The sequence below is a fragment of the Duganella phyllosphaerae genome (assembly GCF_001758785.1).
Taxonomy (GTDB): Bacteria; Pseudomonadota; Gammaproteobacteria; order Burkholderiales; family Burkholderiaceae_D; genus Rugamonas; species Rugamonas phyllosphaerae.
The window spans coordinates 21,729-44,330 of record NZ_LROM01000086.1; the positions used below are offsets into that span (position 1 = coordinate 21,729).

18 protein-coding genes are annotated in these 22,602 nt (G+C 65.8%); 10 read left to right on the forward strand and 8 right to left on the reverse strand.

The annotated features are described in order from the left end of the window. Nucleotides 1-89: 89 nt before the first annotated feature. Nucleotides 90-4,226: an ATP-binding protein gene (locus tag DUPY_RS12800; RefSeq protein WP_229255349.1), complete on the forward strand. Its 4,137-nt coding sequence runs from the start codon at nucleotides 90-92 to the stop codon at nucleotides 4,224-4,226. Further along, nucleotides 4,223-4,987, forward strand: coding sequence for a substrate-binding periplasmic protein (locus tag DUPY_RS12805; protein ID WP_070248590.1), 765 nt, complete (start codon nucleotides 4,223-4,225; stop codon nucleotides 4,985-4,987). Before DUPY_RS12800 ends, DUPY_RS12805 begins: the two co-directional genes overlap by 4 nt. Here DUPY_RS12805 and DUPY_RS12810 read toward each other — a convergent pair whose 3' ends face one another. From DUPY_RS12810 to DUPY_RS12825, 4 genes are all read right to left on the reverse strand, one after another. After that, the gene (locus DUPY_RS12810) at nucleotides 4,988-5,350 is read right to left on the reverse strand and encodes a DUF3325 domain-containing protein (RefSeq protein WP_070248592.1); all 363 of its coding nucleotides are present in this window, start codon (nucleotides 5,348-5,350) and stop codon (nucleotides 4,988-4,990) included. After that, nucleotides 5,347-6,984: a PepSY-associated TM helix domain-containing protein gene (locus DUPY_RS12815; RefSeq protein ID WP_070248594.1), complete on the reverse strand. Its 1,638-nt coding sequence runs from the start codon at nucleotides 6,982-6,984 to the stop codon at nucleotides 5,347-5,349. Before DUPY_RS12815 ends, DUPY_RS12810 begins: the two co-directional genes overlap by 4 nt. Next, entirely contained in the window at nucleotides 6,981-7,277 is a 297-nt protein-coding gene (locus DUPY_RS12820; RefSeq protein WP_070248596.1) for a DUF3649 domain-containing protein, read from the reverse strand. The genes DUPY_RS12815 and DUPY_RS12820 overlap by 4 nt, the downstream gene beginning before the upstream one ends. 72 nt (nucleotides 7,278-7,349) lie before the next feature. Next, nucleotides 7,350-8,252, reverse strand: coding sequence for a LysR family transcriptional regulator (locus DUPY_RS12825; protein WP_070248598.1), 903 nt, complete (start codon nucleotides 8,250-8,252; stop codon nucleotides 7,350-7,352). A 135-nt stretch (nucleotides 8,253-8,387) separates the two neighbouring features. Between DUPY_RS12825 and DUPY_RS12830 the strand changes: the two genes are divergently transcribed. Then, complete coding sequence (locus DUPY_RS12830) at nucleotides 8,388-9,536, forward strand: glycosyltransferase (protein WP_070248600.1); 1,149 nt, start codon at nucleotides 8,388-8,390, stop codon at nucleotides 9,534-9,536. A 37-nt stretch (nucleotides 9,537-9,573) separates the two neighbouring features. After that, the gene (locus DUPY_RS12835; RefSeq protein WP_070248602.1) at nucleotides 9,574-10,872 is read left to right on the forward strand and encodes a right-handed parallel beta-helix repeat-containing protein; all 1,299 of its coding nucleotides are present in this window, start codon (nucleotides 9,574-9,576) and stop codon (nucleotides 10,870-10,872) included. Nucleotides 10,873-10,885: 13 nt separating this feature from the next. Here DUPY_RS12835 and DUPY_RS12840 read toward each other — a convergent pair whose 3' ends face one another. Beyond that, a complete protein-coding gene (locus tag DUPY_RS12840) occupies nucleotides 10,886-12,334 on the reverse strand; it encodes a catalase (RefSeq protein WP_229255352.1) in 1,449 nt (482 codons plus the stop codon). 300 nt (nucleotides 12,335-12,634) lie between these two features. On the opposite strand from DUPY_RS12840, the gene DUPY_RS12845 reads away from it, so the two are divergent. Then, a complete protein-coding gene (locus tag DUPY_RS12845) occupies nucleotides 12,635-12,901 on the forward strand; it encodes a UBP-type zinc finger domain-containing protein (protein ID WP_070248606.1) in 267 nt (88 codons plus the stop codon). 65 nt (nucleotides 12,902-12,966) lie between these two features. Here the strand turns inward: DUPY_RS12845 and DUPY_RS12850 are convergent, their stop codons facing one another. Further along, nucleotides 12,967-13,569 carry a CGNR zinc finger domain-containing protein gene (locus DUPY_RS12850; protein ID WP_070248608.1) on the reverse strand — a complete coding sequence of 201 codons (603 nt, stop codon included), beginning with the start codon at nucleotides 13,567-13,569 and terminating at the stop codon, nucleotides 12,967-12,969. A gap of 115 nt (nucleotides 13,570-13,684) precedes the next feature. Between DUPY_RS12850 and DUPY_RS12855 the strand changes: the two genes are divergently transcribed. Beyond that, on the forward strand, nucleotides 13,685-14,623 hold the full coding sequence (locus tag DUPY_RS12855; protein ID WP_084640697.1) for an alpha/beta fold hydrolase: 939 nt from the start codon (nucleotides 13,685-13,687) through the stop codon (nucleotides 14,621-14,623). 2 nt (nucleotides 14,624-14,625) lie between these two features. Here DUPY_RS12855 and DUPY_RS12860 read toward each other — a convergent pair whose 3' ends face one another. Both DUPY_RS12860 and DUPY_RS12865 read right to left on the reverse strand, forming a co-directional pair. Then, a complete protein-coding gene (locus DUPY_RS12860; RefSeq protein WP_229255350.1) occupies nucleotides 14,626-15,321 on the reverse strand; it encodes a potassium channel family protein in 696 nt (231 codons plus the stop codon). Further along, entirely contained in the window at nucleotides 15,311-16,639 is a 1,329-nt protein-coding gene (locus DUPY_RS12865) for a TrkH family potassium uptake protein (protein WP_070248612.1), read from the reverse strand. Before DUPY_RS12865 ends, DUPY_RS12860 begins: the two co-directional genes overlap by 11 nt. Before the next feature lie 352 nt (nucleotides 16,640-16,991). On the opposite strand from DUPY_RS12865, the gene DUPY_RS12870 reads away from it, so the two are divergent. From DUPY_RS12870 to DUPY_RS12885, 4 genes are read left to right on the forward strand one after another with little or no spacing between them, the layout of a single operon-like run. Then, a complete protein-coding gene (locus DUPY_RS12870) occupies nucleotides 16,992-18,263 on the forward strand; it encodes a dicarboxylate/amino acid:cation symporter (RefSeq protein ID WP_070248614.1) in 1,272 nt (423 codons plus the stop codon). Between the two features lie 23 nt (nucleotides 18,264-18,286). Then, a complete protein-coding gene (locus DUPY_RS12875) occupies nucleotides 18,287-19,315 on the forward strand; it encodes a porin (protein WP_070248616.1) in 1,029 nt (342 codons plus the stop codon). 42 nt (nucleotides 19,316-19,357) lie between these two features. Next, nucleotides 19,358-21,229 carry a sensor histidine kinase gene (locus DUPY_RS12880; RefSeq protein ID WP_070248618.1) on the forward strand — a complete coding sequence of 624 codons (1,872 nt, stop codon included), beginning with the start codon at nucleotides 19,358-19,360 and terminating at the stop codon, nucleotides 21,227-21,229. Next, nucleotides 21,210-22,544, forward strand: a complete 1,335-nt coding sequence (locus tag DUPY_RS12885; RefSeq protein WP_070248620.1) for a sigma-54-dependent transcriptional regulator — start codon at nucleotides 21,210-21,212, stop codon at nucleotides 22,542-22,544. The genes DUPY_RS12880 and DUPY_RS12885 overlap by 20 nt, the downstream gene beginning before the upstream one ends. Nucleotides 22,545-22,602: the final 58 nt, after the last annotated feature.

A 22,602-nucleotide genomic window follows, 5' to 3' on the forward strand; every position in this document is an offset into this window, starting at 1 on the left:
CCGGGGGATGGATGGAGCAGCGGGGAACGATGGCCGACGATCTGGGATGGTTGTCCGGTGGGGGCGATATGGGCGAATTGATACGGTCCATGGACTGGTCCACCACGCCTTTGGGGCCGCTTTCCGGCTGGCCGCAAAGCTTGCGCACGTCCGTCAGCCTGTGCCTGTCATCGACCTTCCCGATGCTGGTGGCCTGGGGCCCCGACGATGTGCAGATCTACAACGACGCCTACCGCCCGATCTGCGGCGCCAAACACCCGCAGTCGATGGGCGAGCCGTTCAAGATCTGCTGGGCCACTGCGCTGCCGGTCGTCGGTGACGCTTTCGACCGCGCCCATGCGGGCGAGGGTGTCTATATCCGCGACCAGCGCATGTTCCTCGACCGCTACGGCTACATGGAAGAAGCGTTCATGACGTTTTCGTTCTCGCCGATCCGCGCCGAATCGGGCAACGTGGGCGGCATCTTCCACCCGATCAGCGAAGGTACGGCGGCGGTGCTCGACGCCCGCCGCACGCAGAACTTGCGCGACCTCACCGGCCGCATCGCCCTGGCGCGCACCGGCGACGAGCTGGCGCGCTTCACGGTCTACGACAGCGAAACGCTGGCGATGGACGTGCCGTTCCTGCTGCTGTACGAACTGGCCGATGACGGCCGCACGCTGGCGTTGCGCGCCCGCGTGGGCCTGTCCGCAGACAGCGCGCTGGCCCCGGCCGAAGCGGCGCTGCACGGCACCGGCGGCTGGGATTTTGCCGCCGCGCTGGCCGACGCTGGCAGCCACCGGGTGGAAGACCTGGCGGCGCGCTTCGGCGCCTTCGAGTGTGCGCCGTACGAGGAAGCGCCGCATACCGCCATGGTGCTGCCGCTGACGGTGGCCGGCCAGGAGCGCCCTTATGGTTTCCTGGTGGCCGGCGTGAGCGCCCGCCGCGCACTCGACGCCGCCTACCTTAACTTCTACGAGCTGCTGCGCGGCGCCTTCAATACCGCCATCGGCAATGTGCTGGCCTACGAGCAGGAACAGAAACGCGCCGCCGCGCTGGCCGAAATCGACAAGGCCAAGACCGCGTTCTTTTCCAACGTTTCGCACGAATTCCGCACGCCGCTCACGCTGATCCTCGGCCCGCTGGAAGACGCGCTGGCCGACAGCGTCGACGCCCTGTCGCCACGCCAGCGCGAGCGCATCGACCTGACCAACCGCAACGCGCTGCGCCTGTTAAAACTGGTCAACTCGCTGCTCGATTTTTCGCGCATCGAGGCCGGCCGGGTGCAGGCGCGCTTCGCCCCGGTGGACCTGGCTCAACTGACGGCCAACCTGGCCAGCGTGTTCGAGGCGGCCATGGACAAGGCGGGCCTGGCCTACCGGGTGGAGACGGCGCCGCTGTCCGAACCGGTATTCGTCGATCTCGACATGTGGGAAAAGGTGGTGTTCAACCTGCTGTCGAACGCCTTCAAGTTCACTCTGCATGGCGGCGTGACCGTGCGCCTCGAACAAACCGCCACTGGCGCGCGGCTGTCCGTGTGCGACACCGGCGCGGGCATCCCGGCCGCCGAATTGCCGCGCGTGTTCGAGCGCTTCCACCGGGTGGAGGGCGTGCAGGGCCGCAGTTACGAAGGCACCGGCATCGGCCTGGCGCTGATCCAGGAGCTGGTGCGCCTGCACGGCGGCACCATCGCCGCCGACAGCACCCTGGGCCAGGGCGCCACCTTTACCGTGGATATTCCGTTCGGCTCCAGCCACCTGCCGCCGCAGTACGTGGTAGCACGGGCCGACGGCTCGTCGGGCGACCGCATGGGATCGGCGTTTGTCGAGGAGGCGCTGCGCTGGCTGCCCGACAGCGTTACCCCGCAGCCGAGTGCCATCACTACCACGGTGGCCACTGCGACGGCAGCGACGGCGGTAGCGGTGGCGCCAGCGCAGCGCGCCCGCATCCTGATCGCCGACGACAACCAGGATATGCGCGGCTACGTGCGCTCGCTGCTTGAGCGCGAGTACGTGGTGGAGACCTGCGCCGACGGCCAGGACGCGCTGGAAGCCGTGCGCCGCAACCCGCCCGACCTGCTGCTGAGCGACGTGATGATGCCGCGGCTGGACGGTTTTGCGCTGCTCAAGACCATCCGCGCCGAGGACGCGATTCGCCACGTGCCGGTAATCCTGCTGTCGGCCCGCGCCGGCGAGGAGGCCCGCATCGAAGGACTGCAGGCGGGCGCCGACGATTACCTGGTCAAGCCGTTTTTCGCCAACGAGCTGCTGGCCCGCGTGCGCAACCACATCGAGCAGGCCCGCGAACGCCAGCAGGCCACGCTGGAGCTGCGCGAACGCGAAGAATATTTCCGCTCGCTGGTCAACGCTTCGCCGGCCATGTTCTGGACCACAGACGAAAACCATCAATGCACGTTCCTGAGCCAGCGCTGGTTCGATTACACCGGCCGCTCGCCCGAGCAGGACCTGGGGCGCGGCTGGATGGAACTGATCCACCCGGACGACGCGGTAGCGGTGGGCGAAGCCTACACGGCCGCCTGCGACCGCAACCGGCCGTTCTCGATCGACTACCGCCTGCGCGACCGCGTGGGCGCCTACCGCTGGGTGATCGACGCCGGCGCGCCGCGCTTTGGCAACGGCGGCGCGCTGCTCGGCTATATAGGCACCGTGATCGACGTCCACGAGCGGCGCTTGTTGCAGGACCGCTTTGCCAACGTCACCCGCGCCAGTGGCATCGGCGTGTGGTACGCCGATTCACCGCTATCGACCATGCAGGCCAATGCCCAGCTGCGCACCCAGTTCGCGCTGCCGGCCGACGGTCTGGTGCCGGTGTCGCAGTTCTACCAGCGCGTGCATCCCGACGACCGTGCGCGCCTGGAAGACGAATTCCAGCGTGCGATGGTGGAGGGCGAGGGCTACGAGGCGGAGTTCCGCGTGGCCCCGGCGCCGGGACAAACCGCGCCGCGCTGGATCCGCATGATCGCCTGGTCGCAGCACAACGAGCAGGGCGGCATGATTCATTTCGACGGCGTCACGCTCGACATCACCGACCAGAAGAGCGGCGAATCGGAACTGCGCAGCAAGGCGGGCGAATTGTCGCAGGCTAACCAGGCCCAGCGCGAATTCCTCGTCACGCTGGCGCACGAGCTGCGCAACCCGTTGGCGCCGATACGCAGCGGCCTTGAAATGATGCGCGCCGAGGAACTGGCGCGCGACGAAATCGAACGTATCCGCGCCATGATGGAGCGCCAGTTGGGCCACCTGGTGCACCTGGTGGACGACCTGCTCGACCTGGCCCGCATTGCGCGCGGCAAGGAAGTCCTGGTGTTCGGCCCGGCCGACTTGAACAAAATCGTGCGCAACGCGGTGGAACTGAGTACGCCGCTGATCGACGCCCGCCACCACCGCCTGAAGATCTCGGTGTCCGATCACGCGCCACCGCTGTGGCTCGACGCCCAGCGTATCGCCCAGGTGATCGGCAACCTGCTCAACAACGCCGCCAAGTACACGCCCGAACATGGCGCCATCGAACTGCGCGCAGCCGTCGCCGATGGCGAACTGACGGTGAGCGTGAGCGACAACGGCGTGGGCATCCCGGCCGAGGCGCTGGGCAGCGTGTTCGACATGTTCACCCAGGTGCCGGGCAGCGAGGGGCAGGCGCAAGGTGGCTTGGGCATCGGCCTGAACCTGGTGCGCCGCCTGACCGAACTGCATGGCGGTAAAGTCAGTGCGCACAGCGCCGGCGCCGGCCGGGGCAGCACGTTTACCCTGCACGTGCCGGTGATGCTGCCGGCCATGCAGGCGGTGCTGGCGGCGCAAACCCCGCCGGCCGCGCCGGTGGCGGCGCACGCGCTGCAAAGGGTGGATGCGGCATCTGCCACCAGCATGCGCGTACTGGTTGTCGATGACAATGTCGATGCCGCCGAGACGCTGTCGGCGCTGTTCGAGATCAAGGGGCACCAGGTGCAGACGGTGCACGACGGCATCGACGCCATCGGCCGCGCCCAGACCTTCCTGCCGCACGTGGTCTTCCTCGACATCGGGCTGCCGGGCATGAACGGCTACGACGTGGCGCGCGCACTGCGCTCGCAAAAGGCGCTCGACGGCGTGGTGCTGGTGGCGCTGACCGGCTGGGGCACGGACGCCGATCGCCTCAAGTCGGGGAAGGCCGGGTTCGACCACCACCTGACCAAGCCGGTGAGCTTCGACGAAATCGTGCGCTTGATGTCCAACCTGGCCGGCCGATGAAACGCCTGTTCGCACATGCGCTGCTCGGTTTCGCGTTTGGCGCGGCGGCATTGCCGCATGCGCTGGCGCAGCAACGGCCGCTGGTGCTGGTGAGTTTCGATTACCCGCCTTACGTGGAAGTGCAGCCGGGCCAACCGGCCACCGGCATGATGGTGGACCTGGTGAGCACCATTTTTGCGCGTATGCGCCAGCCGGTCGAATTGCAGTTCTACCCGCTGGCGCGCAGCCTGTCCTTGATCGACACGCCGCGCGCCGATGGCTTTTTCACCATCAAGAAGACCGAAGAGCGCGAGCGCAAATACCTGTTCCCGCGCGAGCCCTTGCTGACCCAGGATTTCGTGATTTTCGCCCGCGTCAATTCGCGCATGGCGTTCCACGGCAACGTGAGCGAGCTGGCCGACGTGCGCCTGGGCGTCGTCAACAAGGTCTCTTACGGGGCCATTTTCGACGCTGCCGCCGGCCGCGGCGTGTTCAATCAGCTGGAGGTGGCGCAGACCTACGAGGCCAACTTCCGCAAGCTGCTGGCCGGGCGCATGGACGCGCTGGTGAGCAGCCGCGTGATGGGGGAGGCGGTACTCAAGCGCCTGGACGCGCTCGACAAGGCGAAGGTCATCGGACCGCCTATCGAGACCACCCAGAGCTACCTGATCTTCAACCGCCACACGGTGGCGCCGGAAGTGGTGACCACCTTCGACGAGACTCTGAGCACCATGCGCAGGGATGGCACGCTGCGCAAGATCCGCGACAGGTACACAAAGTAGTTACACAGCCATGGCAACGGCCGCCGCCGCCAACGCCGACAGTCCCGCCACCTGCGCCAGCGGAATCACGCGCCGCGCCTGGTAGGTCAAGGTGAGCACCACCACCACCGCGCCCGCAGTCAGCGCCCCCAGCCACAGCACCCACCCCTGCGTGGCGCCCTTGAGCGCCAGCGACGCCGCCAGCGACAGCAGCAGCCCGGCCGTGCCGCAAGCCTGCAACCAGCGCGCCTTGGGGCCGGGCGACGCGCCGCGCCCGTGCAACGCCTCCCAGTGCCGGTCCATGGCCAGGCTCAGGCCCGCAAAGCCGGCCAGCGCCGCCGCCAGCGCCGCGTAGATCAGCAAGCCGTTGGCCAGCGCGCTCATGCCGCGCCTCGTGCCAGCACTGGTTTCGACTGCTTCACTTCCGGTTCCTTGACTTCTTTTTTCACGCGTGGACTCCCCATCCGTTTCGCTGCAAACAACAAGCCGATCCCGAGCGCCAGCACCACCAGGTCGAAGCCGGCGACCTGCAGCAGGCCGTGCGACAGGCTGTAGGCGAGGTGCGACTCGGTGGTTACGGCATTCAACACCGGCAATCCGGCAAACAGCACGCCGCCCGCGCCCAGCAGCACCTGCCACATGCGCCGCGTGGGCCGGACCAGCGCCAGCACGGCCGCCGCGCCCCAGGCGCCGAAGAACCAGGCCGCTTCCATGGCCGGCCGCTCGGCCAGTCCCACTGGCAGCAGGCGGTTGGACCAGAAGTAGGCGGCAATCGCAATCGGCACGCCGGCGATGGCGCCCAAATTCAGGCCATCGACCAGCCGCAAGCCAAAGCTCACGCGCCCGCCCCTGGCCAGGGCCTTGGCGAACTTCTGCCGCTCCTTCACGGCCCACAGTACCAGGCCGGTGGCCACCATGGCGCAACCGGCCAGGCCGGCGATGAAAAACAGCGCCCGCAGCGCGGGGCTGGAAAAGCGCGCCGCGTGCAGGCCGATCATCACGCCCTGGGTGTGTGCGGCCGGCGCGGCTTTCGGCTCCGGTGGCGAGATCAGCGCGCCGGTCACGCCATCGAACACCATGGCCGGCTGATCGACCGCGATGTCCTTGCCGTCGCGACGATAGAAGGCCACCATGGCATTGGTCTGCCTGGGATGGTTGACGATGATGCGGCCCACGCTGCCGTCACCCCATGCAGTGGTCGCCTGCGCCAGCAGCGGCGGCAGCGCCGTGAGCGCGGCCGGGATGCGCGAGGCCTTGGGATCGGGCGGCACGCTTTGCCGCAACTCGGTGAAGAACTTGTCGCGCTCGTCCTGGTACACGGCCTTCACGCCCCACGGCATGTACAGGAACATCAAGGTGACGATGCCGGTGTACGTGATCATCAGGTGGTAGGGCAGGGCCAGCACGGCGCTGGCGTTATGGGCGTCCAGCCACGAACGCTGGCCCTTGGCCGGCCGGAAGGTGAAGAAGTCCTTGAAAATGCGCTTATGCGTGACGATGCCCGACAGGATCGCCACCAGCATGAACATGGCGCAGATGCCCACGATCCAGCGCGACCAGATCACCGGCATATAGTGCAGGTCGAAGTGCATCCGGTATAAAAATTCGCCGCCGCGCGTGGCGCGCGCCGCCGCCAGCTCCTCGCCGGTGGCCGGATCGAGCGTGGCGTTGGCCAGGCGGGCGCGGCGCGGACGTGCTTCTCCCGCTTTGGCCGGGTCGGCCGGCGGCGGCGCCCACATGGTGCGCAAGGTCGGTTCGCGTTCGCCCGGCAGGTCGATGAACCAGCGGTCGCTCCTAGGCGCGCGCTGTTCCAGGAAGGCCACTGCAGCGGCGGTGGCCGCTGCCGGCGTCACCTGGCGCGTCATGGACTGGTGCACCTCGGGCTTCATCCACAGGGTGATCTCGTCCTTGTAGTACGACGCCGCGCCGGTGCAGAACACCAGGAACAAGATCCAGCCGGCCAGCAGGCCGGTCCAGGTATGCAGCCACGCCATCGACTGGCGCAAACCGTCCTTCATGGTGCGCCCCAGGTCACCGCGCCCATGGCCAGAACCACTGCGCCGGGCAGCAGGCAGGCCAGCAGCAGGCCGGTCCAGGCGCGCAGCGCGCTGGCGCAGGCGAATACCCACATCACGGCCACCGGGTAGACCACGAAGGCGGTCAGGGTGCCGGTCATGGCCGCTTCGGCGCGGCTGGTGGGGAGCGCGAGGGCGAGGGCGGCAGCGACCAGCGCCGACAGGACATAGCCGCCGCCGATGGCGGCCACGGTGCGCGACAGGACGCCGGCGCGGTAACGGATGCTGAGGGCCATACACTTCCTTGGAAAGACTGAATCGCTAAATGCGAATAATTCTCGTTCATCTTTGCCAAGTTGTCAACCGCTTCAACGTCCGCAGGTTTCGATCAGCAGTGCCCGCACCCAGGCGTGGGCCGGGTCGTTGTGGGTGCGCTCGTGCCAGGCGACGATCTTGGTAAACCCGGGAATCTCGACCGGCGGCGCCAGTGCCACCAGCCCCGCGCTGCCGGCCACCAGCCGGCTCGGGGCGACGGCAATCAGGTCGCTGGCGCGCAGGATCTCGGGCAGCACCAAAAAGCACGGCACCGACACGCTCACCCGCCGCGTGCGGCCCACGCGCGCCAGCGCCTCGTCGGTGGCGCCGCGAAACGGGCTGCCGCTGTACGAGATGATGGCGTGGTCCAGCGCGCAGAACTTCGCCAGCGACAGCCGTTTGGCGCCGGCCTCGGGATGCCCCTCGCGCATCGTGCACACATAGTGTTCCTCGAACAGCACGTGGCTGTGCAGCAGCTCGGGCGAAATGGACTCGGGCACCATCAGCGCCAGCGCCAGCTCGCCCCGTTCGAGCTGGGTCTGCACCTCGTCGGGGTGGGCGGGCAGCACGGCCACGCGCATGCGCGGCGCGCGTTCGCGCAGCACCGCCAGGAACGGCACCAGCACTGCACGCTGGGCGTAGTCGGTGGCAGCGATGTTGACGGTCAGGTCCGACTGCAGGGGATCGAAGCTGGCCGGTTGCAGCATCGCTTCCACCTCGCACAGCACGCGTTTGACCTGCGCCCCCAGCGACAGCGCATGGGTGGTGGGCACGATGCCGCGCCGGGTGCGCACGAACAGCGGATCGTTGAAGCCTTCGCGCAGGCGCGTCAGGCTGCCGCTCACGGCCGGCTGTGTCAGCGAGAGCCGCGCCGCCGCCCGGGTGACGCTGCCTTCGTCGAGCAGGGCGTCGAACACCTTGAGCAGGTTGAGGTCGATGGTTCTGATATTGGACATGGTGATGGGTTTTGCCGGAGGACTGAAGCCATGTTTATACCTCAGCCGTAGAAGTTCGGCAATCGGCGGTGAGCGTGCGCAAGGCCGCTGCGGGGCGCGCTGCTACCGTGGGTATTTTGCGCGACGGGCCACACCATGCACCTGCTCGACATGACGATGTACTACGCCCTCCACGGCGGCGGCATCAGCAGTTATCTCAATGCCAAGGCGCACTGGCTGGCGCGGCACAGCACGATCCGCCATACCATCGTCACGTCCAGCATGGCGCCCGAGCAGGCAGGGGCGTCGGTGATCGCGCTGCCGGGACGGGCGCTGCCGGGCATCAACGGCTACCGGGTGCCGCGCTCGCTGCGGTCGCCGCTGCAGGTGTGCGAGCGCTGTCGTCCCGATGTGATCGAGGTCGGCGACGCCGGGCCGTTTGCGCTGTCGGCGCTGGCTGCGCGACGCCGCTTCGGCATGCCGGTGGTGGGCTTTTACCACTCCGACCTGCACGCGCTGGTGGCGCAGCGTTTCGGCGCGGCCGGGGCAGCGCTGGCACGGCGCTACCTGGCCCGCGTGTACGGCCAGTGCGACCTGGTGCTGGCGCCCAGCCGGCAGATGGTCGCGCGCCTGAAGCAGCTGGGCGTGCGCGATCCGGTGTACCAGCCGCTTGGCGTCGATGCCGGCGTGTTTTGCCCGGCCCGGCGCGATCCGGCGCTGCGGCGCCGCCTGGGCCTCGCCCCCGAGACCCGGCTGCTCGTGTATGCCGGCCGCTTCACGCCGCAAAAAAAGCTGCACCTGCTCGATGGCGCCATGCAGCGCCTGGGTCGGCCGTATCACCTGCTGCTCGTTGGCGGCGGCGGTGAGCCACCACCGATCCCGCGCAGCACGGTGCTGCCGTTCGTGACCGAGCCGCAGCGGCTGGCGGCGCTGCTGGGCGGCTGCGACCTGTTCGTGCACCCGGCCGATGGCGAAACCTTCGGCCTCGTGGCGCTCGAGGCGATGGCCTGCGGCGTGCCGGTGCTGGGCACGGGCGGCGGCGTGGCCGAACTGATCGACCATCACACCGGGCTGGTGGTGGCGCCCGACAGCGCGGCCGCCCTGGCCGAGGGCATCGCGGCGCTGTTCGAGTCCGGACCTGGCCGCTGCCTGGCGTCCCTGGCCGGCAACGCACGGCGCCAGGCCTGCGACATCTACGACTGGAACCACATCATGCCGCAGCTGCTCGAGCGCTATGCCCGGCTGGCGCCGATAAATCATGCCGATGATTTTTTCAGGCGGCGCGTGCCATCATCGAAGGGGTGACTATAATCAACGGACCATAAAACTACATTAAGAGACCATGAAAAATTTCGCACCCCTGCTGCTTGTCCTGGCCGCCGCGCCAGCCTTCTCCGCCACTTATTATGTCGCTCCGAATGGCAACAACAGCAATGCCGGCACCCAGGCCGCGCCGTTTGCCACCATCGCGCGTGCGCAAACCCAGGCCCAGCCGGGCGACACCGTGTACCTGCGCGGTGGCCGCTATGCCTACACGGCCGGCGTGGAAAGCTGTGCCAGCCGCACCGCCATCGTCAACGCCATCACGCTCGACAAGAGCGGCGCGGAAGGGCGGCCGATCCGCTACTGGGCCTTCCCGGGCGAGACGCCGGTGTTCGATTTTTCGGCGATGAAGGACGACTGCCGCGTGAAGGGTTTCAATGTGACCGGCAGCTGGCTGCACCTGAAGGGACTGGAAGTGACGGGCGCGCCGCAACAGCCGGGCAACCGTCTCAATCACGAATCGTGGGGCATCTGGGTCAATGGCAGCCGCAACACCTTCGAGCAGCTCGACCTGCACCACAATATGGGGCCGGGCCTGTTCATCCAGAACGGCAGCTACAACCTGGTGCTCAACAGCGACTCGCACCATAACTACGATCCGTACACGTCCAACGGCGCCGGCCAGAGCGCCGATGGTTTCGGCGCCCACATCAAGGCCAACAATCCGGGCAATGTGTTCCGCGGCTGCCGCGCCTGGGCCAACTCCGACGACGGCTTCGACCTGATCAACGCGTTCTCCCCGGTGGTGATCGAAAACTCGTGGGCCTGGTCGCAAGGCTACCTGCCCGGCACCACCACCCCGCTGCAAGCCGGTAACGGCAATGGCATCAAGGCCGGCGGCTATGGCGGCGCGTATGTGTCGAACGGTGTGAAGCACACTGTGCGCTTCTCGGTGGCGTTCAGGAACAAGGCGGCCGGCTTCTACGCCAACCACCATCCGGTGGCGCTGGACTTCTTCAACAACACCTCGTTCGAGAACGGTTACAACTACGACATGCTGGGTATTGCGGCCGACGGCTCCAACGTCAACCTGGGCACGCTGCGCAACAACATCTCGTACAAGGGCCAGCAGTCGCGTAATATCGACGGCGCCAATATGCGCTACAACTCGTGGAATTTGCCGGTGACGGTGTCCGACGCCGACTTCGACGACGTCTCCGCCACCGGCTGGGATGCGCCGCGCCAGGCCGACGGCAGCCTGCCGGTGCTGCGCTCGTACCGCCTGCGCACCGGCAGCGACCTGATCGACAAGGGTGGCGACGTCGGCCTGCCGTTCCAGGGACCTGCACCCGACCTGGGCGCGTTCGAGAAGCAGTAACTGCGCGCGGTAACTACTCTTTCAGCTTGGACGCCAGCTGCGCCACGCGGTCAGGATCGGCCTTCACGGCGGTGCTGATGGCGCGGCCGTAGTTGGCGTCGGCCTTGTAGAAGTACGACAGCATGGTGTACTTGATGCCGTCATCCTTGACCTGACCCAGGTCGCCGGCCAGGTTGCTCACCAGGTTGGTCTGCTGGCTTTTATCGAGCGAGCGGTAGAAGTCGCCGGCCTGGGCAAAGTTCAGCGTCTTGACGGTACGGGCCTGCTGGGTGGTGCCGGTCAGCTTCAACTCGGTGGCCTTGAATTCGGCGTTGTCGGCCAGCGGGGCGCGCTCGCTCGGCTGGTAGTTGACGTCGCCCTTGCGGCTGCCGCTGTTGGTGGCGCCATCCTGGTTGTAGTTGGCCACTACATTGCGCGGACGGTTGATCGGCAGTTGCAGGCCGTTTGCGCCGATGCGATGCAGCTGGGTGTCGGCGTACGAGAACAGGCGGCCTTGCAGCATGCGGTCTTCCGACGGCTCGATGCCCGGCACCAGGTTCGATGGCGCCATCGCCGACTGCTCGGTTTCCAGGAACACGTTATCCGGGTTGCGGTTCAATGTCATGGTGCCGACCTTGGTTTCCGGTACGCCGGGCCAGATCTTGGTGGCGTCGAGGGCATCGAAATTGAACTTTGTCAGCTGCTCGGGTTTCAGTACCTGCACGTACAAATCCCACTGCGGATAGCGGCCATCCTTGATCGCGCCGATCAGGTCGCGCGTCATGTGGTTGAATTCGCGGCCCTGGATGGTTTCCACTTGTTTCGCGTCCAGGTTCTTCTCGCCCTGCAGGCTTTTCCAGTGGAATTTGACGTAGCTGACCTGGTTCTTCGCGTTGACGAATTTATAGGCGTGCACGCTGTTGCCATCCATCTCGCGGTAGCTGGCCGGCGTGCCCAGGTCGGTGTACAGGCGCGTGAGCATGTGGGTCGATTCCGGCTGGTGCGAGAAGAAATCGAAGAAACGGTTCGGGTCCTGGATGTTGGAGTCGGGCGCCGGTTTGAGCGAATGCACCATGTCCGGGAACTTCATGGCGTCGCGGATGAAGAAGACTGGCAGATTATTGCCGACCAGGTCCCAGTTGCCTTGGCTGGTATAGAACTTGGTGGCAAAGCCGCGCGGATCGCGCAGGGTTTCCGGCGAGTGGTTGCCGTGGATGACGCTGGAAAAGCGCACGAACACCGGCGTCTGCTGGCCCGGCGTAAAAACCGCCGCCCGTGTGTATTCCGAGATGTCCTTGCTGGCGACGAACACGCCATGGGCGCCGGTGCCGCGCGCATGGACCACGCGCTCGGGCTGGCGCTCGCGGTCGAAGCGCTGCAGTTTCTGGATCAAGTGGACATCCTGCAGCAGCACCGGGCCGTTGGGGCCGGCCGTTTGCGAATTCTGGTTGTCGCCGACCGGGGCGCCGTTGTCGCGGGTCATCTGGGTGGCGGCCTGGGTAGCGGGTTGGGTCGATGGCTGCGGTGCGGTCTGGGCGTGGGCGGCGCCGCATCCCAGCACTGCGGTGAGGGCCAGGGTGGCCATGGCAGGTGAGTTCATGATGTCTCCGTTTAGGGCAAGGAAGACAACATTAATGCCAGGACAGTCATTGTCCTAGTCAATTATTTCTATGAAATCGATAGTGTTTTACTGAGAGTTACCGCATGTCTCCCCGCCATAGGGCAGGGGAAAACCGCCGAAGCCTGCGCTAGACTGGTGTTCACCAACAAAAGGAGAGACGCCATGAGCGACGGCTGCCAGCACTTCAACCAGATTCATACTCACGCCGCCAATACCAGCGGTTGCGAAGAATGCACGAAGATGGGCGACACCTGGGTTCACTTGCGCGTGTGCCTGACCTGCGGCCACACCGGCTGCTGCGACCAATCGAAAAACCGCCACGCCACCAAGCACTTCGAGGCCACCGGCCACCCGATCATGCGCTCCAAGGAGCGCGGCGAGACCTGGGGCTGGTGCTACATTGACGAGGAAATGTTCGACCCGATCTGAATCCCGGTGCCGAAAATCCGTCACTCGCGCGCAGGCGGGCGCCCAATTTCCCTCCACTGGCTGTCTTAATGGCTGTCTTGCTGGCTGTTCTTCTTTCTGAACTGCGCCGCCTTGTAGCGGTTGCCGCACAAGGCCATGCTGCACCAGCGGCGCTTGTGCGACTTGGTGCGGTCGTAAAACCACAGGATGCAGTCGGGATGTTCGCACTGCCGCACCAGCGTGAAGTCGCCTTCGACCAGCAACTGCGCCACCGCTTCGGCCACCGGGCCCAGTAACGAGGCAATCGCGTCGCCGCGCGCGGTGCGGGTGAGGGCCAGCTTGCCGTCGCCGCCGCGCGCCAGGTGCGGCGCCCCCAGGTAGGCGTGCAGGTAGGCGTTGAGTGCGGCGATATCGGCGTCGTCGGCGCCGCCTTCTTCCTCATCCTTGCGTGCGGCGATCAAGCGGCGCGCCAGCGTGCGCAAGGCCACTGCCTGCGCATGCAGCGCTGCGCTGTCCACCTGCCCATGCGCTACCACCACGCCTTGCCGCGCCAGCCACGCGCGTACCTCTTCACCGCTATGCCAGTAGTCCACGGCCGCGCCGTCGTTGCGTGCTTCCGTGTTGAGCAAATCCATTGCCAGGTGGTCGCCCACTTGCGGCGCTTCTTCCTTGATGGCGGTCAGTATCATGATAACCTCTAAAAATGTAATTGACAGGTTACTTAGTTGGCGCCATACTGCGCTGCATGTAACCGGATTAATTGAATTATACAGGTTATTAAACTATCCAACCCAGAGGAATACCATGACCACATCCACCATCGCTGCCGCCGCCATCCTGGCCTCCACCTTGTCCGCCCCCGTCCTCGCGCTCACCGCGCCGCCTGTCGTCCACCACCAGTCGCTGGAGGTCCAGGGCGTGAACGTGTTTTACCGCGAAGCCGGTCCTGCCAATGCACCGACGGTGCTGCTGCTGCATGGCTTCGGCGCGTCGTCGTACATGTTCCGCAACCTGATTCCGCAACTGGCCGGCAAGTACCACGTGATCGCGCCGGACCTGCCGGGTTTCGGCCAGACCGTCGTGCAGCCCGGCGTCAAGTTCGACTACACTTTTGACAACCTGACCAAGGTGATCGACGCCTTCACGGTGGCCAAGGGCATCGACCGCTACGCCATGTACGTGTTCGATTACGGCGCACCGGTGGGCTGGCGCCTGGCGGTGAAGAATCCGCACAAGATCACCGCCATCGTCAGCCAGAACGGTAACGGCTACGAAGAAGGCCTGAGCGACGGCTGGGCCGACATGCGCCGCGCCTGGGCTGCACCAACCCCCGCCAACCGCGAAGCGCTGCGCCGCTTCAACTCGTTGGAGACGACAAAATGGCAGTACACGGAAGGCGTGCGCGACACCACGCTGATCGCGCCCGAAACCTGGCAACTGGCGCATGCGGCGATCGAGCGCGTGGGCGTGGAAGTGCAAATGGATTTGCTGGTCGATTACGGCCAGAATATCAAGCAATACGCGCAACTGCACGAATACTTCCGCCGCCAGCAACCGCCGCTGCTGGCCATCTGGGGCAAGAACGATCCGTTCTTCCTGCCGGCCGGCGCCGAAGCGTTCAAGCGCGACAACCGGAACGCGCAAGTGCGCTTCCTCGATACCGGCCACTTCGCCAACGAGACGCATGGCGCCGAGATTGGTGCGGCGATGCTCGAGTTCCTGGACCAGGCGGGCGTCAAGTAAGCTTATCGTTGCCGGCTGCTGGCGAATTCCTCGATCTTGTGGGTGGCCCCGGACACCACCAGGATATCGCCAGGGCGCACCAGCGTTTCCGGCAGCGCATGCTGAAAATCTTCGCCGGCGCGCTTGACGCCGACGATGGTCACGCCGAAGCGTGAACGCACTTGGGCGTCGGCCAGCGTCTTGTTGTGGGTGAGGACGGGCGCGCGCAGCTTGGCGATGGCAAAACCGTCGTCGAACTCGATGAAGTCCATCATCCGCCCGCTGATCAGGTGCGCCACCCGCTCGCCCATGTCCACTTCCGGATAGACCACGTGGTGGGCGCCGATGCGCTGGGCGATCTGGCCGTGTTCGGGCGTGAGCGCCTTGACCCAGATGTCCTTGATACCGAGTTCGGTGAGCACCATCAGCGACATCAGGCTGCTGGCCAGGTCGGCGCCGATGCCGACGATGGCGTGCGAGAACTCGGCCACGCCCAGCTGGCGCAGCACGCTGGCGTTGGTGGTGTCGGCCTGCACCGCGTGGGTGAGCTTGTCGGCCCACAGCTGCACCAGGTCGGCGTCGCGGTCGATGCCCATCACGTCGTGACCCATGCGCATCAGCGTTTCGGCCACCGAACCGCCAAAGCGCCCCAGGCCGATGACGACCACGCTGTCGCCGCTGGAAAACGAGAACTGCTCTGAAAAGATCTTACCCAACAATTGGATGCTCCTCTGCGTAACGATAAGGCATGCGGCGCCCGCCCAGCACCAGCGACGCGGCCAGCGTGATCGTGCCCACCCGTCCCAGGTACATCAGCAGCGTGAGCAGCAGCTGGCCCGACGGCGGTAATTGCGCCGTGATGCCGGTGCTCAGGCCCGCGCCGCCGAAGGCCGAGGTTACCTCGAAAATGATGTGATCGGTCGGGAAATCGGTGACCGCCAGCAGCACCATGGTACCCGCCACTACCACTGCGCTGCCCAGTACCACCACGGTAATCGCCTGGCGCTGGGCGCTGGCGCCGATGCGCCGGCCAAAGGCTTCGGTGTCCGCGTGGCCGCGCACCTCGGCGAGCACCAGCAGCACCAGGATCGCCACCGTGGCGACCTTGACGCCGCCGGCCGTACTGGCGCTGCCGCCGCCGATGAACATCAAAAAATAGTGCAGCGCCAGCGATTCCTGGGTGAGGGCGCCGATATCGACCGCATTGAAACCGGCCGTGCGCGCGGCCACCGACATGAACGAGGCGCCCAGCAGCTTGTCCGGCAGCGGCAGTCCGCCCAGGGTGCGGGTGTTATGCCATTCTGCCAGCAGGAGCGCCACCGTGCCGCCGACCAGCAGCAGCGCGGTGCCGGCCAGCGTGAGCTTGGTGTGCAGCGACCAGTGGCGCGGATCGTGCCAGCGGTTGCGCAGGTCATGCAGTACCGGAAAACCCACGCCGCCGACCACGATGGCCAGCATCATCGGCAGCAGCACCAGGACGTCGCCGGCGTAGCGCATCATGCTGTCGGGGTGGATCGAGAAGCCGGCATTGGTAAACGCCGCCACTGCATGGAAGCTGCCGCTCCACGCAGCCTCGCCCCATGGCAGGTCGTAGCCGTAGCGCAGCCGCAGTGTGAGCACGGCAGCGATGATCAACTCGGCGGCAAACGTCACCACCAGCACCAGCCGCGCCACGGCAGCGACGTCGCCCAGGCCCAGGGTGCGGGTTTCCATGTGCGTCATCAGCTTGGTGCGCAGTCGCGGCGACCCGTTGACCAGCAAGCCAAGCAGGGTGGCCGCCGTCATCATGCCGAAGCCACCGCACTGAAACATGAACATGATCATGCCCTGGCCGAAACCCGACCAGTAGGTGCCGGTATCGACCACGGCCAGCCCGTTCACGCACACCGCCGAGACGGCCGTGAAGAACGCCACCAGCACCGGCGCGCCATCGGGTCCCGTGCGCGCAGCCGGCAGCATCAGCAGCAGCGTGCCAACAACGATCGCGGCCAGGAAGCCAAGGGCCACCGCGCGCGCGGGGTGCAGCACTGTTCTCATGGTGGTTGGGGTGGACCCGGTGGTGGTGGGGCGCCGATTATACCGAGAAGCGGGAAGGTTTCGGGGGATCGATGGTATGTGGGACGAAGCTTGATTGTTGATCACTTATTTATCTACACGGCAAACCAGCTGCAATCTCGGTACAGATCTCAAGTCCAACTTTTCATACGCAGCGTCTTGGGTCAGTACAGAATTCCGCGCATGATTGGTGTCCAGATCCAAGTTTCTCCATGGAATGTCTTTTGAATTCAATGGCTTGCAGCCTTCATATGGTTTCATAATAGCTGGCATAACGATTGCTATTCCTCCATACCCCGGGCGACGACCCGGGGACAAAAACTTGGAGGAACACATGAAGAAGAAACGCCCATTAACCCTGTACATCCTGGTCGCGATGGTGCTCGGGATCGCGGTCGGTTACGGTTGCCACGAAGCGATCACCGATAAACAACTGAGCGCGCAGATCGCGTCCCACATCTCGATCGTCACCGATGTGTTCCTCCGGCTGATCAAGATGGTGATCGCGCTGCTGGTGTTTTCCACGCTGACGGTCGGCATCGCCCACCTGGGCGACGGCAAGGCTGCCAGCCGCATCGGCGTCAAGGCCATGGGCTGGTTCGTGGTGGCGTCGCTGCTGTCGCTCACGCTGGGCATGGTGCTGTCGAACTTCCTGCAACTCGGTACCCATCTCGGCCTGCCGCTGCCGCCGGTCGATGCCACCACCGGCCTGAAAACCGCCGCGTTTACGCTCAAGGATTTCGTCAGCCACCTGGTACCCAAGTCGCCCATAGAGGCAATGGCCAACAACGAGATCCTGCAGGTGCTGGTGTTCTCGCTGTTCTTCGGCAGCGCCTTGAGCGCGTTGGGCGAGTCGGCTGGCAAGCTCACGTCCGCGATCGACCAGCTGGCGCAAGTCATGCTGCGCATTACCGGCACCATCATGAACCTGGCGCCGCTGGCGGTGTTCGCAGCGATGGCGTCCGTGGTCACCACCAATGGCCTCGGCATCCTGCTCACCTTCGCCAAGTTCATGGGCGGCTTCTACCTGGGCCTGTTCTGCCTGTGGATGCTGCTGGTCCTGGGCGGCTACGCCTTCATCGGCAAGCGCATTTTCCGCCTGCTGGTGCTGATCCGCGAACCGTTCCTGCTGGCGTTTTCCACGGCCAGTTCCGAAGCTGCCTACCCGAAGATGCTGACCGCGCTCGAGCAGTTCGGCGTGCACCGCAAGATCTACAGCTTCGTCATGCCGATGGGGTATTCGTTCAACCTCGACGGCTCGATGATGTACTGCACCTTCGCCGTGCTGTTCATCACCCAGGCCTATGGCATCGACATGTCGCTCGGCACCCAGATCACCATGCTGCTGGTGTTGATGATCACCTCGAAAGGCATCGCCGGCGTGCCGCGCGCGTCGCTGGTGGTGATCGCCGCCACGCTCAACCAGTTCAATATCCCGGAAGCGGGCCTGCTGCTGTTGATGGGGATCGACCAGTTCCTCGACATGGGCCGCTCGGCCACCAATGCTGTCGGCAATGCCGTGGCCACCGCGGTAGTCGCCAAGTGGGAAGGCGCGCTCGATGAAGAGCGCCCGGAGCAGGTCGAAGCGATCAAGCACGCCGCATAAAACATAACAACACTGGAGACAACATGAAAACACCTATCGCCATCCTGCTGGCGCTGGCCGCAGCACCGGTTGCCGCAGCACCGGCTGCCGCAGCATCGGCTGCCGCCCAATCCTCGGTCACCATCTATGGCGTGGCCGACGCCGGCCTGGTGCTGGAGCGCGGCGGCGCTGGCGGCAACGTGCAGGCGCTGAGCAGCGGCGTGGCCTCGGCTTCGCGCATCGGCTTCAAGGGCAAGGAAGACCTGGGCGGCGGCTTGAGCGCGTCGTTCGTGCTCGAAAATGGCAACAACATCGACACCGGCGCCGCCGGCCAGGGCGGCCTGCTGTTTGGCCGCCAGGCCTACGTGGCGCTGTCGAGCACCACGCTCGGCGCGATCAGCGCCGGCCGCCAATACTCGCCGTATTACAAGGCCCTGCGCGATATCGCCGATCCGTTCGTGGTGGGTCTTGCCGGCAATGCCATGAACATGATTGCCACCACCGGGCGCGTGGACAACTCGGTGGAATACCAGACGCCGCGCGTGAACGGCTTTTCGGCCGATGTGCTGTACGGCTTTGGCGAAGTGCCGGGCGATACGGCCAAGAGCCGCACCATCGGCGCATCGATCAGCTACGCCGCGCCGGAATCCCTGCCGTTGAACGTGGTGCTCACCCATCATCAACGTGACAATCCGCTGGCGACCGCGCGCAGCCGCTCCACCATGCTGGCCGCGCGCTACCGCGTGGGCGATGTCACCACCCACGCGTCGCTGTCGCACAACCAGGACCTGCTGGCGCGCGCCAGCAACGACGCCTTGATCGGCGCGACGCTGGCCGTGGGGCAGGGCAAGTGGATGGCGTCAGCCATCTTCCACCGCGACCAGTCCACGCTCGAGCAGCACGCGCGCCAGTTGGCCATCGGCTACACGTACAACCTGTCGCGCCGCACCGACCTGTACACCGCGTATGCGCACATCAGCAACCGCAATGGCGCGGCTTTCCACGTGGGGAATGCGACCGATAACGGTACCGGCACCGGCGGCTTCAATCTCGGGGTGCGCCATGTGTTTTAATAGCGGTCTTCAACTGGTTTAACTGAACTGACAAAGGGTTCCATGCCGGCAGCGCAGAAAACGTCCTGGACGCGGTGGCTGACTTTCGCGCTGCTGCTGGCGGCCGGCCTGGCGCTGGCCGTTGCCGCTGGCCGCTGGGCCGAGAACGCGGCCATCGAACGCCTGCGCGAAGCCGGCGCCCAGCGTCTGCAAAGCTATGCGCTGGGCCTGGAAAACCTGCTGTCCAAGTACGACTTCCTGCCCGGCACCCTGGAGCTGAACAAGGACGTGATCGCGCTGCTCGCCAATCAGCACGACGACGGCCTGCGGCGCGAGGTCAACACCTACCTCGAGAGCATGAACCGGCTCTCGCGCGCCACCACCATCTATATCGTCAACTTGCAGGGCATGACCCAGGCCGCCAGCAACTGGCGCCTGCCCGACAGTTTTGTCGGCGACAACGTCGCCTTCCGGCCGTATGTACGCGATGCAATGATCGGCAAGCCGGGCGGCTTTTACGGCGTGGGCACCACCAGCCGCGAACCCGGTTACTTTTTCGCCCACGGCATCTACCGCGACGGCAAGATGCTGGGCGTGGCTGCGCTCAAGGTCAATATCGAAAGGCTGGAAGCCTCCTGGGTACAGGGCCGCGACCGCGTGCTGCTGGCCGACGCCAACGGCGTTGCCATCCTCAGCTCCGTACCGGAATGGAAGTACGGTACGCTGGCGCCGCTGGCACCCGCAGTGCGGCAAGAGCTGGAGCGTTCGCGCCAGTTCCACTCGCATTCGCTGAAACCGATCGGCTACCGCGAGGTGCGCACGCTCGACGCCCGGGCCAGCGTGGTGGCCGTGGACGGCGCCCCCGGCAGCGGCCGGATGCTCCGGCAAGCGCTGGCGCTGCGCGCGCGCGACTGGCAGTTCGTGTATTTCTCCGACCTGGGGCCGGCCGACGCCAGCGCGCGCAGCGCCTTTATTTTTGCCTGCCTGTCGCAGGCTTTGCTGGCCATGCTGGTGCTGTATGCGCGCCAGCGCCGCCTGGGCCGCCAGCGGCTGCGGGCGCGCGAGGATTTGCAGCGCGCCTACGACCACCTGGAAACCATGGTGGCCGAGCGCACCGCCAGCCTGCAGCAGATGACCGAGAATCTCTCCGCCGAAAACCTGGTGCGGCGCAAAGCCGAACAGCAGCTGCGCCAGGCGCAGTCGGAACTGGTGCAGGCGGCCAAGATGGCGGTGCTGGGCCAGATGTCGGCAGGGATGACGCATGAACTGAATCAGCCGCTCACCGCGCTGCGCACCATGGCCGACAATGCGCGCGTGCTGATCGAGCGCGGCCGCCTGCCCGAGGCCAGCGCCAACCTGGCCACCATCTCGCAGCTGGTGGCGCGCATGGGACTCATCACCGGCCAGTTGCGCCAGTTCGCGCGCAAGACCGACGCCACGCTCCCCGCTCAGGCTGTGCCGGTGGCCGCCGCCATTACCGGCGCGCTGTTCCTGGTCGAGCGGCGGGTGGAACAGGAGCGCGTCAATTTTCGGATGTCGATGCTGGACCACGACGTCCACGCGCTGTGCGACAGCAACCGCCTCGAGCAGGTGCTGGTCAACCTGTTTACCAACGCGCTCGATGCCATGCAGGCCAGTGAAGTGCGCCAGCTGAGCGTTACCGTTGAGCGCACCGACGACCGCGTGATGATCGGCGTGGCCGACAGCGGACCGGGGGTGCCGGCGGAAATCCGCGCCCACTTGTTCGAACCATTTTTTACGACAAAACCGCAAGGGCATGGCCTGGGACTGGGGCTGGCGATCTCCGAGCAGATCGTGCGCGAATTCGGCGGCCTGTTGCGGGTGGAAACCACGCCGGCCGGGGGCGCCCGGTTTATCATTGAGCTGCCTTTGGCGGAGCGGGAGACAAACAAACATGAAAATTTTACTGGTTGAAGATGACGCCAGCGTGCGCGCCGGCAGCGCCCAGGCGCTGGACCTGGCCGACTTGCAGGTGGCTGACTTTCACGCGGCCGAGGGCGCGCTGGCGCACATCACCCCGGGCTTCGCCGGCGTGGTGGTCACCGACGTGCGCCTGCCCGGCATGAGCGGGCTCGAACTGATGGCGGCGGTGCATGCCATCGACGCCCAGCTGCCGGTGATCCTGGTCACCGGCCATGGCGACATCAACATGGCGGTCAACGCCATGCGCGACGGCGCCTACGACTTCATCGCCAAGCCGTATTCGTCCGAGCAGCTGGTGGAGGTGGTGCAGCGGGCGCTGGAAACCCGGCGCCTGACCCTGGAAGTGGCGGCGCTGCGCCACCGCATCGAGCACGGCGAGGGCATTGAAGCGACCCTGCTGGGCGATTCTCCGGCCATGCGAGACCTGCGGCGCCTGATCCTGGACCTGGCCGACGAACCGGCCGATGTGCTGATCTACGGCGAGACCGGCACCGGCAAGGAGATGGTGGCGCGCTGCCTGCACCAGTACAGCCGACGCCAGAACAAGCACTTCGTCGCCCTCAACTGCGGCGCCATCCCGGAAAATATCTTCGAGAGCGAAGTGTTCGGCCACGAACAGGGCTCATTTACCGGCGCGGGCAAGCGCCAGATCGGCAAGATCGAACACGCCGACGGCGGCTCGCTGTTCCTCGACGAGATCGAGAGCCTGGCCATGCCCTTGCAGGTAAAGCTGCTGCGGGTGCTGCAGGAGCGCTACGTCGAGCGCCTGGGATCGAACACGCCGGTGCCGGTTGACTTGCGCGTGATCGCCGCATCGAAGGTCGATCTGAAGGAGTGGTCGGACCAGCAGAAATTCCGCAGCGATTTGTACTACCGCCTGAACCTGATCGTCCTCAACCTGCCGCCACTGCGCGAACGGCGCGAGGACATCCCGCTGCTGTTCGAGCATTTTCTATTGGGCGCCGCAGCGCGCTACAAGCGCGTGGTGCCGCCGGTACCCGGGCCGCTGATGCAGTCGCTGATGGCGCAGGACTGGCCCGGCAACGTACGCGAACTGCGCAACATCGCCGAGCGCTACGCGCTGGGCCTGTCGAGCGGCGCGGACGGCCTGCTGTCGGTAAAAAACCTGGCGCCGGTGCCGCTGGCCGACCAGGTGGGCGGCTTCGAGCGCGCGGTGATCGAGCAGGAACTGCGCAAGGCCGGCGGCAGCGTGACCGAGGTGAGCTTGGCGCTGGGCGTGCCCAAGCAGACCTTGTATTACAAGATGCAGAAGTATGGTTTGACGTCGGACGAGTACAAGAACTAGCCAGGCCCAGGTCCGGCCGATTGTGCGCAATTCGTCATCGTTTGCGGTATGGCGATGC